At 69.5% G+C, this 13,804-nt stretch carries 12 protein-coding genes, 1 pseudogene and 1 riboswitch; of the genes and pseudogenes, 6 read left to right on the top strand and 7 right to left on the bottom strand.

The annotated features are described in order from the left end of the window. The first annotated feature begins 64 nt into the window (after positions 1–64). The gene (locus ACIQOE_RS39345) at positions 65–1,132 is read left to right on the top strand and encodes a ferritin-like protein (protein ID WP_401416871.1); all 1,068 of its coding nucleotides are present in this window, start codon (positions 65–67) and stop codon (positions 1,130–1,132) included. Here the strand turns inward: ACIQOE_RS39345 and ACIQOE_RS39340 are convergent. The 3 genes and pseudogenes from ACIQOE_RS39340 to ACIQOE_RS39330 all read right to left on the bottom strand — a co-directional run. Then, positions 1,105–1,505, bottom strand: a pseudogene (locus tag ACIQOE_RS39340) (hypothetical protein); the annotation flags it as partial. The gene ACIQOE_RS39345 and the pseudogene ACIQOE_RS39340 overlap by 28 nt on opposite strands. A gap of 6 nt (positions 1,506–1,511) precedes the next feature. Then, positions 1,512–2,240, bottom strand: a complete 729-nt coding sequence (locus ACIQOE_RS39335; RefSeq protein WP_365555860.1) for an MgtC/SapB family protein — start codon at positions 2,238–2,240, stop codon at positions 1,512–1,514. A gap of 713 nt (positions 2,241–2,953) precedes the next feature. Further along, positions 2,954–3,745 carry an MBL fold metallo-hydrolase gene (locus ACIQOE_RS39330; protein ID WP_401416869.1) on the bottom strand — a complete coding sequence of 264 codons (792 nt, stop codon included), beginning with the start codon at positions 3,743–3,745 and terminating at the stop codon, positions 2,954–2,956. A gap of 86 nt (positions 3,746–3,831) precedes the next feature. On the opposite strand from ACIQOE_RS39330, the gene ACIQOE_RS39325 reads away from it, so the two are divergent. Then, on the top strand, positions 3,832–4,425 hold the full coding sequence (locus ACIQOE_RS39325; protein WP_362641669.1) for an ABATE domain-containing protein: 594 nt from the start codon (positions 3,832–3,834) through the stop codon (positions 4,423–4,425). 85 nt (positions 4,426–4,510) lie between these two features. Here the strand turns inward: ACIQOE_RS39325 and ACIQOE_RS39320 are convergent, their stop codons facing one another. Continuing rightward, positions 4,511–5,173 carry a deoxynucleoside kinase gene (locus tag ACIQOE_RS39320; protein ID WP_401416868.1) on the bottom strand — a complete coding sequence of 221 codons (663 nt, stop codon included), beginning with the start codon at positions 5,171–5,173 and terminating at the stop codon, positions 4,511–4,513. Positions 5,174–5,297: 124 nt separating this feature from the next. Beyond that, on the bottom strand, positions 5,298–6,509 hold the full coding sequence (locus ACIQOE_RS39315; protein ID WP_401416866.1) for an MFS transporter: 1,212 nt from the start codon (positions 6,507–6,509) through the stop codon (positions 5,298–5,300). Positions 6,510–6,599: 90 nt separating this feature from the next. Here ACIQOE_RS39315 and ACIQOE_RS39310 point away from each other — a divergent pair, with 90 nt between their 5' ends. From ACIQOE_RS39310 to ACIQOE_RS39300, 3 genes are all read left to right on the top strand, one after another. Beyond that, entirely contained in the window at positions 6,600–7,364 is a 765-nt protein-coding gene (locus tag ACIQOE_RS39310) for a DeoR/GlpR family DNA-binding transcription regulator (protein WP_401416865.1), read from the top strand. Between the two features lie 99 nt (positions 7,365–7,463). Then, complete coding sequence (locus tag ACIQOE_RS39305; RefSeq protein WP_401416864.1) at positions 7,464–8,459, top strand: hypothetical protein; 996 nt, start codon at positions 7,464–7,466, stop codon at positions 8,457–8,459. A gap of 97 nt (positions 8,460–8,556) precedes the next feature. Beyond that, positions 8,557–8,645: riboswitch (ZMP/ZTP riboswitch) on the top strand. Between the two features lie 30 nt (positions 8,646–8,675). Further along, positions 8,676–9,830, top strand: coding sequence for a phosphoribosylaminoimidazolecarboxamide formyltransferase (locus tag ACIQOE_RS39300; RefSeq protein ID WP_401416862.1), 1,155 nt, complete (start codon positions 8,676–8,678; stop codon positions 9,828–9,830). A 31-nt stretch (positions 9,831–9,861) separates the two neighbouring features. Here ACIQOE_RS39300 and ACIQOE_RS39295 read toward each other — a convergent pair whose 3' ends face one another. Next, positions 9,862–10,386: an EF-hand domain-containing protein gene (locus tag ACIQOE_RS39295; protein ID WP_401416860.1), complete on the bottom strand. Its 525-nt coding sequence runs from the start codon at positions 10,384–10,386 to the stop codon at positions 9,862–9,864. A 243-nt stretch (positions 10,387–10,629) separates the two neighbouring features. Between ACIQOE_RS39295 and ACIQOE_RS39290 the strand changes: the two genes are divergently transcribed. Next, positions 10,630–12,690: a phosphocholine-specific phospholipase C gene (locus ACIQOE_RS39290; RefSeq protein ID WP_401416858.1), complete on the top strand. Its 2,061-nt coding sequence runs from the start codon at positions 10,630–10,632 to the stop codon at positions 12,688–12,690. 211 nt (positions 12,691–12,901) lie between these two features. Here the strand turns inward: ACIQOE_RS39290 and ACIQOE_RS39285 are convergent, their stop codons facing one another. Beyond that, on the bottom strand, positions 12,902–13,765 hold the full coding sequence (locus ACIQOE_RS39285; protein WP_401416856.1) for a LysR family transcriptional regulator: 864 nt from the start codon (positions 13,763–13,765) through the stop codon (positions 12,902–12,904). Positions 13,766–13,804: the final 39 nt, after the last annotated feature.

The following is a 13,804-nucleotide window of genomic DNA, read 5'->3' as shown; positions in this document are numbered from 1 at the left end:
CTGCCATGGGCCGCGGCAAGCCGCCCGCCCCCTCGCTACGACACCGGAAGTGAGCCTCTCACCCATGCTCCAGGACACGTTCGACACCTCCGACGACGTCTCGACGACGGGCATCGCCACGTTGGAAGATCTCCGCAGGCACCTGCAGTGGGCCATCGAAGTGGAACACTCCACGCTGCCGCCGTACTTGACGGCCCTGTACTCCCTCGACCCCGAGCGCAACGCGGACGCGGCACAGCTCATCGGCGGTGTCTTCGTAGAAGAGATGATCCACCTCGCACTGGTCGCGAACCTGCTCAACGCGGTCGGCGGTGCACCCCGGCTGGACGCCCCTCACCTGCTGCCTGGCCACCCGCGGACCATGCCCCACGCCGACCCGTCCATCCAGCTGGCCCTGCTGCCGTTCGGGCAGGAAGCGCTCCGCATGTTCCTCCGTCTCGAACAGCCGGCACATGCGGGAGACCGGGCCGAGGGCGACAACTACGAGACGATCGGGCAGTTCTACGACGCCGTCGAGAAGGGGCTGCGGCGCCTGTGCGCCGACCTGGGCGAGGACAAGGTCTTCACCGGGGACCCGGCCCGTCAGGTGGCCGGCGGCCCGTTCGCCCACACCGCCGGGCGCCTGAGCCCGGTCACCGACCTCGATTCGGCGCTCGCGGTGCTGGAGGAGATCGTCGAGCAGGGCGAGGGAGCTGCCCGTGCCGAGGTCTGGGACGGGGACGCCGACTTGTTCCACCCGGAGACCAAGGCGGTGTCCCACTACTACCGGTTCCAGGAACTTGCGTTGGGCCGCCGCTACCAGCAGGGGGACACGCCCGAGTCCGGACCGACCGGAGAAGCGGTGAGCGTGGACCTCGCCGGTGTCCGCCCGCTGCGACCCAACCCGCGGCTCGACGACCATCCCGAGGGCAGCGCGATCCGCACCGCTCAGGAAGCGTTCAACCAGACGTACTGCAAGATGCTGCACCAACTGGAGCAGGCCTTCAACGGCAAACCGGCGATGCTGGGCATGTCGGTGGGCACGATGTACGCGGCCAAGGGACAGGCGCAGAGCCTGATGGCCATGCAGGACGACGACGGTCTCGCCGCCGGCCCGACCTTCGACTACGTCGCACCCGAGGACCGGGTCTGAACCGCGGCCCTCGGCACGGCCGGTGACGGTACCGACCGGGGTCGTCGCGCTCGTACGGCACTCCAGTGGTCCCAGTGGTGTATCGCGGTGGTCGCGGTGACGTCGTTCGCGTACACCATCGCCACACGGTGGTTGTCCTGGATGGTGTACATCCTCCTGCCCTCGCCGACGACCTCTCCGGAGGTGAAGCAGTCGTCAATGGCGACGGGCGAGTGGAGCCACACCCGCGCGCGATGAACCAGATCGCGGTCCAGCCGCCCCGGACCCCGGCGACGACGAACTGCTGTCCGGCCTGGGCGGTGCCGCCCCAGTCACTGATCCGGTCCGTGCCCGCACCGGCCGGGTGGATCGCCTGGCCGCCGAAGATCGGGGCGCTCGGTCATTCAGGCTCCGCCGAGGGGCGCAGGGCGAGGTCGATCACGCCGTCGTTCTGGAGGAGTTCTGTGGCGAGGCCGCCGGTGTCGGCACTTCCGTCAAGTTCGAGCAGGACACGGGCGGGGTCGGCCTGACCGGGCGTCTGCTGGACTCTGATCTGGAGGATACGGAATCCGCGGCGGGTGCAGGTCTGCATCAGCTGGGGCAGCAGGGCGGTTCCCGTGCGATAGGACATACGCAGTTCGACGGCGGACGGTGCGGGGTCGGTCCTCACCTTGCGGAGGAGCAAGGGGTAGCCGCGGACGACGAGGAAGTGCAGGACCGTCACCGCCATGGCCAGGAGGGGCAGTCCGCCGCCGCAGGCCATGCCGACCGCACAGGTGAGCCACACGGTCGCCGCGGTGGTCAGCCCGCGGACCGCGTCGCTGCGTACGAAGATGATGCCGCCGCCTATGAAGCCGATCCCGGAAACGATCTGGGACGCCACACGCGACGGGTCGAAGGACACGTGATCGAGACCCAGTACGTTCGAGAAGCCGTGCTGGGAGACCTCCATCATCAGAGCACTCGCGATCCCGACCAGTGTGTGTGTACGCAGGCCTGCGCTCTTTTGCTGCGCGGCTCTTTCCCAGCCGATCAGGCTCGACAGCACAAGGGCCAGTCCCAGCTCTGCCAGCTGCCGTATGCCCTGCCCGTTGCCCGGATCCCACAACGGAACCGCCAGTCCGCCCATTTCCGACTCCCGCCCCGTGAACGTTCCCGCCTTCCCGGACAAGTCACCCCGATGACCTGATCAGGAATGTGACAACACGGAAGGTAACGGTGACGACGTCCCGGCGCGCAAGGCCGCAGGGCGGGGAGCAGCCGCGCACGACAGGGAGTGAGGAGGCGCACAGCTCCTGCGTGACATGCCGTCAACATTCACGCATTCCATATTTAGGAAAGATTTATCCGCATCGTGGAAGTTATTCTCCTTGTGTGTTGTTCGACATGGTGAAGCCGTTCAGCGGCGAGGAGAAAGTCCACCGTCTGTCGATGACCTGGCCGAAGGCGGACGAGACGAAACGACAGGCAGGTCGTGACCCTTCGGCCCGCCTGCCCGCACTGCGCATCCCTTGTATCCAGGACCAAGGAAATGACCATGTTCTTGCAGGTTTACCAGGTCACCGTTCCTGCGCGGCTCGGCGATGGCCGACAGGGCGTCCATGTGTTCACCGGTCGGGCCGGCTGTTCCGCCGAGGCGGTTCGCGAGGCCCGCAGAGCGTACGACGCGGCGACCGCCGCCCGACGTGCCGGTCTCCCGAAGAGGGCCTGTCGGCCCAACGGCTGGACGGCCATGGGCATCCGTTGTCACTGGCGGCTCACGTGGCCCGACGCGACGGTTCGCCTGTGGAGGGAGTCGGGGCTCGGAGAGTACTGACGGCTGACCGTCCGCGGAGACTGGGGTCAGCCCCGCTGCCCCCAGTCCAGCCGGCCGGCCAGCCCCGAGGCGGCGAAGGCGGCTGCCAACTCCTCGTGGCCTTCGGTGAAGTGGGCCCAGCTGTCGTAGTGGACGGGTACCACGCGGCGGGCGCCGAGGAGTTGGGCGGCTTCGGCGGCCTGGACGCTGTCGAGGACGATCAGTTGGTTGTCGAAGAGTGCGGGGAAGCGGGGGGCGCCGGCAAAGAGGAGGGCGGTGTCGATGGGGGCGAATCGCCCCGCGATCTCCCTGACCGCGTCGAGGGAGGCGTTGTCGCCGCTGACGTAGACGCTGGGCAGACCCTCACCGGTCAGGATGAAGCCGACGACCTGGCCGGTGATCGGCTCGACCTCGGCACGCGGGCCGGGACCGTGGACGGCGGGGACGCCGGTCACGGTGACCGTGCCGCCGCCGGGACGGTCCAGCTCGATGGACTCCCAGTCGGCCAGGCCCTTGGCCTTCTCCTTCAGACGCTGCGCGCCACCAGGAGTGGTGAGAGTGAGCGGGACGTCGGCGAGCAGGGCCCGGCCGGAGGTGTCGAGGTTGTCGGGGTGTTCGTCGTGGGAGAGCAGGACGACGTCGACGGGACCGAGATCGGCGGGGGTGCCGCTGGAGGGCGCGGTCTTGGTCAGGAACCGCCCGTCGGGACGGCCGTAGTCGCCCGGGGCGTCGAAGGTCGGATCGGTCAGGAAGCGCAGGCCGCCGTACCCGAAGAGGGCGGTCGGGCCGCCGAAGACACGGACAGGGAACTGGCTGGTCGTCGCGGGGAGAGAAGACACCGGGCACCTCACGGATAGGTATCGTCGAAACGTGAGACGACCGTAACCGCTTCTCACGGATGCGTGCAACCCGTACCATGAGGAACATGAAGGAGTCCGTGACCGAACAGCCCGGCCCGCCGCCCGCGCAGGGCGAGGAAGAGCATCTCTCTCTCGCCCTCGCCAACAGTGCGATCACGCTGCCGGGCGGGAACACGGTCGACCTTCTCGGCGCTCCCGAACAGGCGAATCACTGGCTGGCGGAACGCGGTCTCGCTCCGGTCGACGCCGGTATGCGGGAGATGTGCGCGGCGCAACTGCGCTCGCTGCGCGAACAGATCAGATCGCTGTTCGCCGCCCGCGCCGAGGGGCTGCCCGCCCTTCCCGCCGCGGTCGATGCCGTCAACGACGCGATGACCCGCGTCCCCACCGCCCCGCTGCTGCGGTGGGACGACAGGACCGGCCCCTACCGCGCCGCCGTCCACCCCACCACCGCGATCGTGGACCACGCCCTGGCCACTCTCGCGGCCGACGCCTCCGACCTGCTCACCGGCCCCGACGCGGACCGACTCACCGCCTGCGGCTCGGCACCCTGCAACCGCTACCTGCTGCGCTACGGCCGCCGCCAGTGGTGCTCCACCCGCTGCGGCGACCGCGCCCGCGCCGCCCGCGCCTACGCCCGCCGCGCCACTGCTCAGTGACGCGCGGACCGTGCGGCCGATGCCGGGCGGCGACTGAGGCGCGTCGCCCCGGCCCCCGGCACTGCTTCAGAAGAACGGAAAAGCTTCAGGCCCGGTGCCCGGCCTCCGCAAGGGCGTCGCGGACCTGCCGGGTCACGCGCGCCGCGTCCTCCGGGTTGTTCACCACGTCGGTGCTGTTCATGTCGATGACCAGGACGTCACTTGCCGAGTAATGCTCGTGCACCCACGCGTCGTACCCGGACCACAGTGCCCGGTAGTACTCCACGAGTGCGTGGTCCTGCTCGAAGTCGCGGCCGCGCAGTCCGATGCGGCTCATCACCGTCTCGAAGCTCGCCGTGAGGTAGACCATCAGATCGGGTGCCTTGCGGTACGGCAGGCCCTCGATCTCGCGCATCATCTCGTCGAGCAGCCCCTCGTACACCTGCATCTCCAGGGCGCTGATCCTGCCCAGGTCGTGATTGACCTTGGCGAAGTACCAGTCCTCGTAGATGGACCGGTCGAGGACGTTGTCGTTCTGCCGGTACGCCTCCTTGATCGAGGCGAACCGGGTCCGCAGGAAGTAGAGCTGGAGAAGGAAGGGGTAGCGATTGGCCCGTATCTCCTCGGGGCTCGCCGTGTAGAACAGCGGCAGGATCGGGTTGTCGTCCACGCTCTCGTAGAAGACCTTGCTGCCCAGTTCCTTGGCGAGCAGTTCGGCGACGCTCGTCTTGCCGATCCCGATCATGCCTCCGACGACGATCACCGACATGCCTCACTTCTCCAGGGGTCTCAGGGCCGTGAGCGAGGTCCGCCGACGACCCTCAACAAAACCACGAGGCGCCGCAGAGCCACAAAAGCACCCCTCGTCTGTCACCCGCGCCGCGCCGCAGCCGTCAGGAAGCCGCCTCGGCGGATCGGGGCCGGGCGTCGGTGACGGGGCCGCCGGCCGCGGGCGTACGCAGGACTCCGGCCGCCGCCGCGGCGACGACGCAGAAGAGCGCCGGAAGCAGGAAGGTGTGGTTGAGGGCCATCACGTGGGTCAGCCAGCCGATGACGGCGGGACCGGCGAGCATGCCGATGTAGCCGAGCCCGGCCACCCGTGACACGTTGGCTCCGGCCGCGGTCGGTTCGGCGTGTCCGGCGGCGCTGAACAGCTGGGGGACGCAGCCGGACAGGCCCAGGCCGAACAGGGCCCAGCCCGCCAGGGCCGCAGGGATCCACGGGGCGAGCGCCACGAGCGTGATGCCCACGGCGGCCAGGGCCGATCCGTGGCGCAGCACGTTCGCCGACCCGAAGCGGGCGGAGATGCCGTCGGCGAGGAGCCGGCCGATGGTCATGGCGGCGGCGAAGGTGCCGTAGGCGAAGGCGGCGGTGCTCTCCGGTGCGCCGAGCACGGTCTTGAGGTGCAGGGCGCTCCAGTCGTTGGCGGCGCCCTCGCACAGCATGATCAGGAACGCCAGGACGGCCAGCAACCAGATCCTCGTCGGAACGGCCCGGCTGCCGCGCACGGGCGCGCCTGCCTCGGAGGCGTCCGCGGGGTCGTGGGGCGTGGCCGGCAGGAGGCCGCGCGCCGCGCCCAGGGAGACGGCGGCGCTGAGGGCGCCGACGGCGATGAGTGCGGCGGGCACGCCCCAGCCGAGACCGAAGGCGGCGGCACCGGCGAGTGCGGCCAGGACGCCGCCGACGGAGAACGTGGCGTGGAAGGCCGACATCACCGGGCGTCCGTAGGCGTGTTCGACCTGCACGGCGTGGGCGTTCATGCTGGCGTCCAGGGTGCCGTTGCCGAAGCCGAAGGCCAGCAGAGCGGCTCCGAGGGCCCAGGGCCGGTCGGCGAGGCCGGGGAGCACGAGGGTCGCGCTGCAGAGCACCGCCGCGCCGGGTACGACGAGGCGGGAGCCGATCCGGTCGCACAGCCTGCCGCCGAGCTGCATGCCGGCGAAGGCGCCCACCCCGAGCAGGACGAGGAAGCCGCCCAGAGTCGCGTGGCTGATACCCACGCGCTCCTCGACGGCGGGGATCATCACCACCCACATGCCCAGCAGTGTGCCGTTGAGGATGAAATACACGAATGTCACGGCGCGTGCGACGCGCAGCCCTCTGTCCATGCCGAGAACCATAACGAACATCAGCGATGTTTGAAACACGGTCAATCGCACATCTCGTATGTTCGATGACGATGGTGTTGAATCACGGCTATGAGCAGCACTGCGGAACGGCATCGCCTCATCGCCCAGCAGGTCCAGGACGCGGGGACGATCACCGTCACGGACCTGGCACGCCTGACGGGCGCCTCCGAGATGACCATCCGCCGCGATCTCGACCACCTCGCCGGACAGGGGGTCCTGGAGCGGATGCGCGGCGGTGCCCGCGCACTGCTGCTGCGCGGTGAGGAGCCGCCGTTCGCCCTGCGCGTCCATGAGGCCGTCGACATCAAGCGCCGTATCGCCGCCGCGGTGGCCTCCTCGGTCACCGACGCCGAGACCGTGCTGCTCGACAGCGGCACCACCTGCCTGGAGGTCGCCCGCCTGCTGCGAGGACGGAAGATCACGGTCATGCCGCTGTCGCTCCAGGCGCTCGCCGTCCTGGCCGAGAGCCCCGAACCGACCGAACTCCTGGTCCCGGGAGGCAAGCCACGCATGCCCGAGGGGGCACTCGTGGGACCGCTGACCCTGGCCTCGCTGGGGGCGCTGCGCTTCGACACCGCCGTCCTCGGCTGCTGCGGCCTCACCGCCGACGACGGACTGACGGCCTACGACCTCGACGAGGCGATGGTGAAGAAGGCGGCCGTCGCCTCCGCACGCCGCGTGATCGCGGCCACCGACGGCAGCAAGATCGGCCGGACCGCGCGCGCGTACGTCGGCCCGCCGGCGATCATGCAAGCGGTGGTCACCGACCCCACCGCCGACCCCGCCCAACTGACCGCACTCCGGGAAGCCGGCATCGAGGTCGTCACCGCATGAACCGTCCCGCCGGGCGTGCCACAGCCTCCGCCTGCGTGATCATGAGTCATCGGACTTCTCGGGGTTCGGATGCTGTCGGTGGAACGGGAAGGCCAGTCCATGGACGATGACCGTTGGGCCGGCTGGCCCGACCGGTGGGTCGGAGCGGACTGCGACGTGCGGACGGCCGTGGGTGCGATCTCACGGCAGGTCAAGGACGGGTTGAGGTACGACGAGGTGCCTTGGCGGCGGTTCCCGCACTTCTACGGCCCCGGCGAGGAGATCCCCGGACTCCTCACCACGCTCGCCTCCGACGACGCCGAGACGGCGGACAGGGCGTTGTCGCGGCTCTGGACATGTCTTCACCACCAGGGCGGCACGACCGCGGTGGGAGCACTGGCGGTGCCGTTCCTGCTCCGGATCGCGACGAGCGGACACCGAGGACTCCGTGCCCGAACTCTTCGCCTGGTCGCGGAGACAGGCCGGTGTCAGCACATGGGCGACGGCTCGCGGGAAGGCCTGCTCCAGGTCGCCGAGGACCCGTCGGTGGTCGAGGGCAGCACGATGTGCCCCGTGGACTGGACGATCCAGGCAGCCCGTCAGGCCGTCACGGACGACCTGCACCTTCTGCTCCCCCTTCTCTCGGACCCCGACCCCGAGGTCCGCTTCGTGACGGCCTACGTCCTGGCGGCCGCGACCGGCGAGCACTCACGTGTCTCCTCGGCTCTGCAGTCCGGACTGGCGCGGGAAGACGACGCGGTGGTCCGGGTGAGCCTGATCCTGGCGATCGCCCAACTCGCCCGTGAACACCGGGATGAGCTCGCTCACACGTGGGCGCATGACCTGTGGTCGCATCCCGGGCGGCCGCCCGAGGTCCGTATCGGCGCCGGGTTGGCCTGGCTCTGCCTGGTCACCGACCCGGCCCCCGACGAACTTCGCACCCTCCTCACCGACCCCGGCATCCGTCGATACGACGACCTGCTCCAGCCGGTGCCATGGCTCACCTGGGTCGATCCCTCCGACGCCGGGCTGCGCAGTTGCATCGACGAGATGCTCATGGTGCGCACCCCTGGAAGGGCACTCGACGATTCCTGGAGTGGAAGATCGTCAAGCTGAACCCCCAGACGTCAACCGGCTGCGCGGCCGCAGAGGATCGGCCGCGCAACGACAACTTATGAACGGAATGTCAGGCGGGCCGCCCGCCGCTAGAGTTGTCCTGGGCCGCGACTGGCGCAGGTGGACAACCACCGGGGAGCGGCCGTGCCTGATCCGATGTGAGCGTCGACCGCCTGGGCGTCTCCGTCAGCGATGTCCCGCTGAGAAGGCCAAGACGTGGAACTGCGCTACGGACTCAACCCGCAACAGGAGCCTGCGTATACCGGCCCTGTGACCCCGGGCAGGTGGCCGGTTCGGCTGCTGCACGGAGAGCCGTCGTTCATCAACATGCTGGACGCCCTGAACTCGTGGCAGCTCGTGCGTGAGGCCGGCCGGGCACTGGGCAGGCCGGCGGCTGCTTCCTTCAAGCACGTCTCGCCGGCCGGCGCGGCAGTCTCCGGGGCCGTCGACGAAGTCGCCGCGGAACTCCACGGGGTCGCCGGGCACGAAGTCGGCGCGCTGGCCGGTGCCTACCTGCGGGCGCGGGACGCCGATCCCAGATCCTCCTACGGTGACTTCGCCGCCGTCTCACACCCCGTCGATGCCGAACTCGCCGAACTGCTGACCGGCATGGTCTGCGACGGCATCATCGCTCCCGGATACGAGCCGGGCGCCGTCGAGCGGCTCAGCAAGAAGAAGAACGGCCGTTTCCTGATCATGGAGGCGGACGACAGCTTCGTGCCGCCGGGCGAGGAGACGCGGGAGGTCTTCGGACTGCGCCTGACACAACGGCGCGACGACGTCGAGCTGTCCGCCGAACTGCTGGGCCACGGTGGCGACATGCTCCCCGCCGAGGCTGCGGCCGACCTGGTGCTGGGGCTGGCGGTGCTCCGCTACACCCAGTCCAACTCCGTGTGCTACGTGCGGGACGGCGTGACGCTGGGCATCGGTGCCGGTCAGCAGTCCCGGGTCGACTGCACCCGTCTGGCCGGTGCCAAGGCCGACGCCTGGTGGCTGCGCCGTCACCCGAAAGTCCGCGCGCTGTCCTTCCGCCCCGGCATCCGGCGCCAGGACCGCATCAACTGGCGGATCCGCTTCATCGAGGGCGACCTCACGCCGGACGAGGAAGGGCGGTTGGCGGAGGCGCTGGCCGCTCCAGCGGGGGAGTTCACCGCGGACGAACGCGCTCGATGGATGCGGCGGCTCGACCGGGTGGCCTTCGCCTCCGACGGCGCCCTGCCGTTCCGTGACAACGTCGATCACGCCCGGCGGCACGGTGTTCGGTACATCGCGGAGCCGGGCGGATCCATCAGGTCCGACGAGGTCGGGCAAGCCTGCCGACAGCACGGGATCACGCTGGCCCGCACCGGCCTCAGGCTGTTCCACCACTGACGGCCGCCTCCGCGGGCAGGATCCCGGGGCGTCAGGCGGAGAAGGCGGCGAGGATCCAGTGCTCGGGCACGTCGTTCTCCGGGGCGGTGAAGAACCGGTGCATGGCGTGGTCGAGGTCCTCAGGGGTGAGGGACCCGTCGCTGTCGCGGTCGAGGCGCGCGAACTCGGCCGTGGCGGCAGGATCGGTGACGTTCCGGGACTTGAGGTACTTCTCGAACTCGCTCTTGCCGATCTTGCCGTTTCCGTCCGCGTCCATCAGCGCGAAGACTCCGGCCGTCACCTCGCGGACGTAGCCGGGGAGACCGGAGACCGACTTCCCGACCATCGTCTTCTCCACGCAGGAGATCATCTCGGTCCTGGTCACCCGGGTGTCCATGTTGGAGTCGGCGGCCTTCGCGACGCCCGCGATGAACGTCCGGACGATACGGGCCCGCTGGTCCTCCGCGCTGCCCGGATCGCCGGCGGCACGCGGCAGGTCCTCGTAGTCGATGTAACCGTTCTTGCTGGTGTCGATGAGATCGAACAGGCGGAAAGCCCTGGTCTGATACGCGCCCATGGTGGTCGTCCTTCCGTGCGGCCCGGCTTCCTGGATGATCACCAGGAAAGGTAGGCGGCGACGACCGGAGAGCCGCGGCGGCACCAGCGGCGATCACCCGAAGGGGCGCAGTCCGTCGGAGGGTAACCTTCCCTTCTCCGGCTGTACGGCCGGCCGTCGGACGGCAATCTCCCTCCCGTACGCGGAGACCGCTGTCCTTGGCACGCCCCTCGACTCCCCTCCACCCACAGAGGTCGTCACGCCATGGCAGAACTCAACCGCCGTAGGTTTCTTCAGATCGCCGGCGGCACCGCCGCCACCACGATCCTGAACGAGAGCATCGCGCGAGCCGCCTCCATCGAGGCGCAGGTCTCCACCGGCACGATCCAGGACATCGAGCACATCGTCGTCCTCATGCAGGAGAACCGTTCCTTCGACCAGTACTTCGGAACGATGAAGGGTGTGCGGGGCTTCGGTGACCCGCGGCCGGTTCTCCAGGACAACGGCAAGTCCGTCTTCTACCAGTCGAACGGGACGAAGGACATCCTTCCGTTCAATCCGCAGGTCAACAACCTGGGCATGCAGTTCGTCGAGGGCCTCAACCACGACTGGGCCGGCGGCCACCAGGCGTACAACAACGGGAAGTACGACAAGTGGGTGCCGGCGAAGACCGCCACGACCATGTCGTACATGACGCGCAAGGACATACCGTTCCACTACGCCCTCGCCGACGCGTTCACGGTGTGCGACGCCTACCACTGCTCCCTGATCGGCGCGACGGACCCGAACCGCTACTACCTGTGGTCCGGTCACACCGGCAACGACGGCGTCGGCGGCGGCCCGGTCCTGGGCAACCAGGAGGCCGGGTACGGCTGGAAGACGTACCCTGAGCGCCTCGAAGCCGCCGGAATCTCCTGGAAGGTGTACCAGGACGTCGGCGACGGCCTGAACGCCGCCGGCTCCTGGGGCTGGATCAGCGATCCCTTCCGCGGCAACTACGGTGACAACTCACTGCTGTACTTCAACAACTACCGCAACGCGCAGCCCGGCAGCGCCCTGTACGAGAAGGCCCGTACCGGCACCAACGCCAAGGCGGGCGACGGCTACTTCGACCGGCTGCGCGCGGACGTGGTGAACGGCTCACTGCCCCAGGTCTCGTGGATCGCCGCGCCGGAAGCCTTCAGCGAGCACCCGAACTGGCCCGTCAACTTCGGTGCCTGGTACGTCTCCCAGGTCCTGGACGCGCTGACCGCGAACCCGGCGGTCTGGGCGAAGACGGCGCTCTTCATCACCTACGACGAGAACGACGGCTTCTTCGACCACGTGGTTCCGCCGTACCCGCCCACCTCGTCGGCGTGGGGCCTGTCCACGGCGGACGTCTCGAAGGACCTGTACGCCGGCGGCGGTGGCTACGCGGCCGGACCGTACGGCCTCGGACCGCGCGTGCCGATGATCGTCGTGTCGCCGTGGAGCAAGGGCGGTTACGTCTGCTCCGAGACCTTCGACCACACCTCGGTGATCCGCTTCATCGAGAAGCGCTTCGGCGTGCAGGAGCCCAACATCTCTCCCTGGCGCCGCGCGGTCTGCGGCGATCTGACCTCGGCCTTCGACTTCACCCGCGCGGACGCTTCCCCGGCCGCCCTCCCGTCGACGGCCGGCTACGTGCCGCCGGACCACAACACCCACCCTTCCTACCACCCGGTGCCTCCGGCCACCGGCACCCTGCCGAAGCAGGAGGCGGGCACCAAGCCGACCCGCCCGCTCGGTTACAGTCCCTACGCGGACGGCAAGGCCACTGTCTCCACGGGCCAGTTCACCCTGTCCTTCTCCAGCGGCACGGTGCTCGGCGCGCACTTCCACATCACCTCCGGCAACCGCACGGACGGCCCCTGGCCCTACACGGTCGAGGCCGGCAAGACCCTTTCGGACACCTGGAGCACCAGCAGTTCCACCGGTAACCAGATCAACCTCACCGCGTGGGGCCCGAACGGCTTCCTGCGGACCTGGAAGGGACCGGCGAAGACGGCCGGCCCCGAGGTCACGGCCCGCCACGTCGCATCGACCGGCAACCTCGCCCTCACCATGACCAACTCCGGCACGGCCGCGGTCAGTCTCACCGTGACCAACGCCTACGGCGGCACGGCCCAGACCTTCAAGGTCGGCCCCGGCGCCTCCGTCCCCTGCACGGTGGACCTGTCCACCACGGGCCACTGGTACGACGTCAAGGTCGTCTCCAGCGCGGACAGCACCTTCCTGCGCCGTTTCGCCGGTCACGTGGAGACGGGCACCCCGGGCGTCTCCGACCCGGCGATCAAGACCGCCTGACCCGGTCATCACGCTCGCCGCAGCCCCCGTCGCACACCGCCGGTCCGCGGCACGCCGACGGCGACCGGGGGCTGCGTGGAGTTCGCCAGGCACCACTCAGCCCCACAGGAAAGCCACGGCAGCCGGAGCGGCGACCGGCGGCCAACGGAGCCCGTCCCCGGTCGCAGCCCCGCCCGGCCTGAGCGTGGGACATCGAACCGCCACAACAGGCTTACCGCTGTACGGTCTTGGCGGCCAGCCGCAGGTTTCTGATCATCGGGTTCGGGTCGTCCTTGCGGCTGACGAGGACGACCTGGCTGGGAGGAGCACCTTCGAGCGGGACGGTGACGAGGCCGGGACGCAGTGAGCTGCGCCGGTCACCTACGGGCAGCACAGCGATCGCCCCGCCGCTCGCGACGAGTTCGAGCTTGTCCTCGTAGCTCTCGATCGGCGGCACGCCGGCCCCGAGGATCCGGTAGGAAGCCCAGTCCGCGGTCCCGGACGCGCAGGGCGCCACCTCTTCACCGGCCAGTTCCTCTGCGGCCACCGACGTGCGCCCGGCCAGGCGATGGCCGCTCGGGACCACGAGCATGCGCGGCTCCTCGTACAGCGGGGTGGCGACCACGTCGTCGGCGGAGAGCGGCAGCGGGGCCCGGGCGATGAGAGCGTCGACGCGCCGGTCGGGCAGCGCGTCGACGTCACGGCAGCTCAGGTACCGGGTGGAGATCTCGGCGTCCGGGTGTCGGCGGCGCAGTTCCTGTACGACTGCGGTGATCACCAGGTCTTCGACGTAGCCGATGGTGATGTGCTCCGTCTCGGCCTGTTCCCGTACGGTCAGCTCCGCCTGGCGGGCCGCCTGCAGCAGGGCTCGGGCCTGGGGGAGGAACCTTTCGCCCGCCTCGGTGAGCCGGGTCCCCTGGGGCGCGCGATCCAGCAGCCGTACGCCGAGATACTTCTCGAGCCGTTGGATCTGGCGGCTCAGTGCCGGCTGGGCGACGTGCAGCTCGGCGGCGGCCCGGCCGAAGTGCCGGTGCGCGGCCACCACGGTGAAGTAGCGCACCAGCCGCAGTTCCAGATCCTGTCCGAGGTCGTTCACCTTGCCAGCGTAATGCGTCATGCCTTTTCGGAATGATCA

Source organism: Streptomyces sp. NPDC091282, from assembly GCF_044757385.1.
GTDB lineage: Bacteria > Actinomycetota > Actinomycetes > Streptomycetales > Streptomycetaceae > Streptomyces > Streptomyces gramineus.
This window is presented reverse-complemented; position numbering and strand designations above follow the sequence as displayed.

Bases quoted from the DNA above. Each gene is read 5' to 3' on its own strand.
- ACIQOE_RS39345 (WP_401416871.1), top strand. From the start codon at position 65: ATGCTCCAGGACACGTTCGACACCTCCGACGACGTCTCGACGACGGGC.
- ACIQOE_RS39295 (WP_401416860.1), bottom strand. From the start codon at position 10,386: ATGGGCGCGTATCAGACCAGGGCTTTCCGCCTGTTCGATCTCATCGAC.
- ACIQOE_RS39325 (WP_362641669.1), top strand. From the start codon at position 3,832: ATGAAGGAGTCCGTGACCGAACAGCCCGGCCCGCCGCCCGCGCAGGGC.
- ACIQOE_RS39320 (WP_401416868.1), bottom strand. From the start codon at position 5,173: ATGTCGGTGATCGTCGTCGGAGGCATGATCGGGATCGGCAAGACGAGC.
- ACIQOE_RS39290 (WP_401416858.1), top strand. From the start codon at position 10,630: ATGGCAGAACTCAACCGCCGTAGGTTTCTTCAGATCGCCGGCGGCACC.
- ACIQOE_RS39305 (WP_401416864.1), top strand. From the start codon at position 7,464: ATGGACGATGACCGTTGGGCCGGCTGGCCCGACCGGTGGGTCGGAGCG.
- ACIQOE_RS39335 (WP_365555860.1), bottom strand. From the start codon at position 2,240: ATGGGCGGACTGGCGGTTCCGTTGTGGGATCCGGGCAACGGGCAGGGC.
- ACIQOE_RS39310 (WP_401416865.1), top strand. From the start codon at position 6,600: ATGAGCAGCACTGCGGAACGGCATCGCCTCATCGCCCAGCAGGTCCAG.
- ACIQOE_RS39315 (WP_401416866.1), bottom strand. From the start codon at position 6,509: ATGGACAGAGGGCTGCGCGTCGCACGCGCCGTGACATTCGTGTATTTC.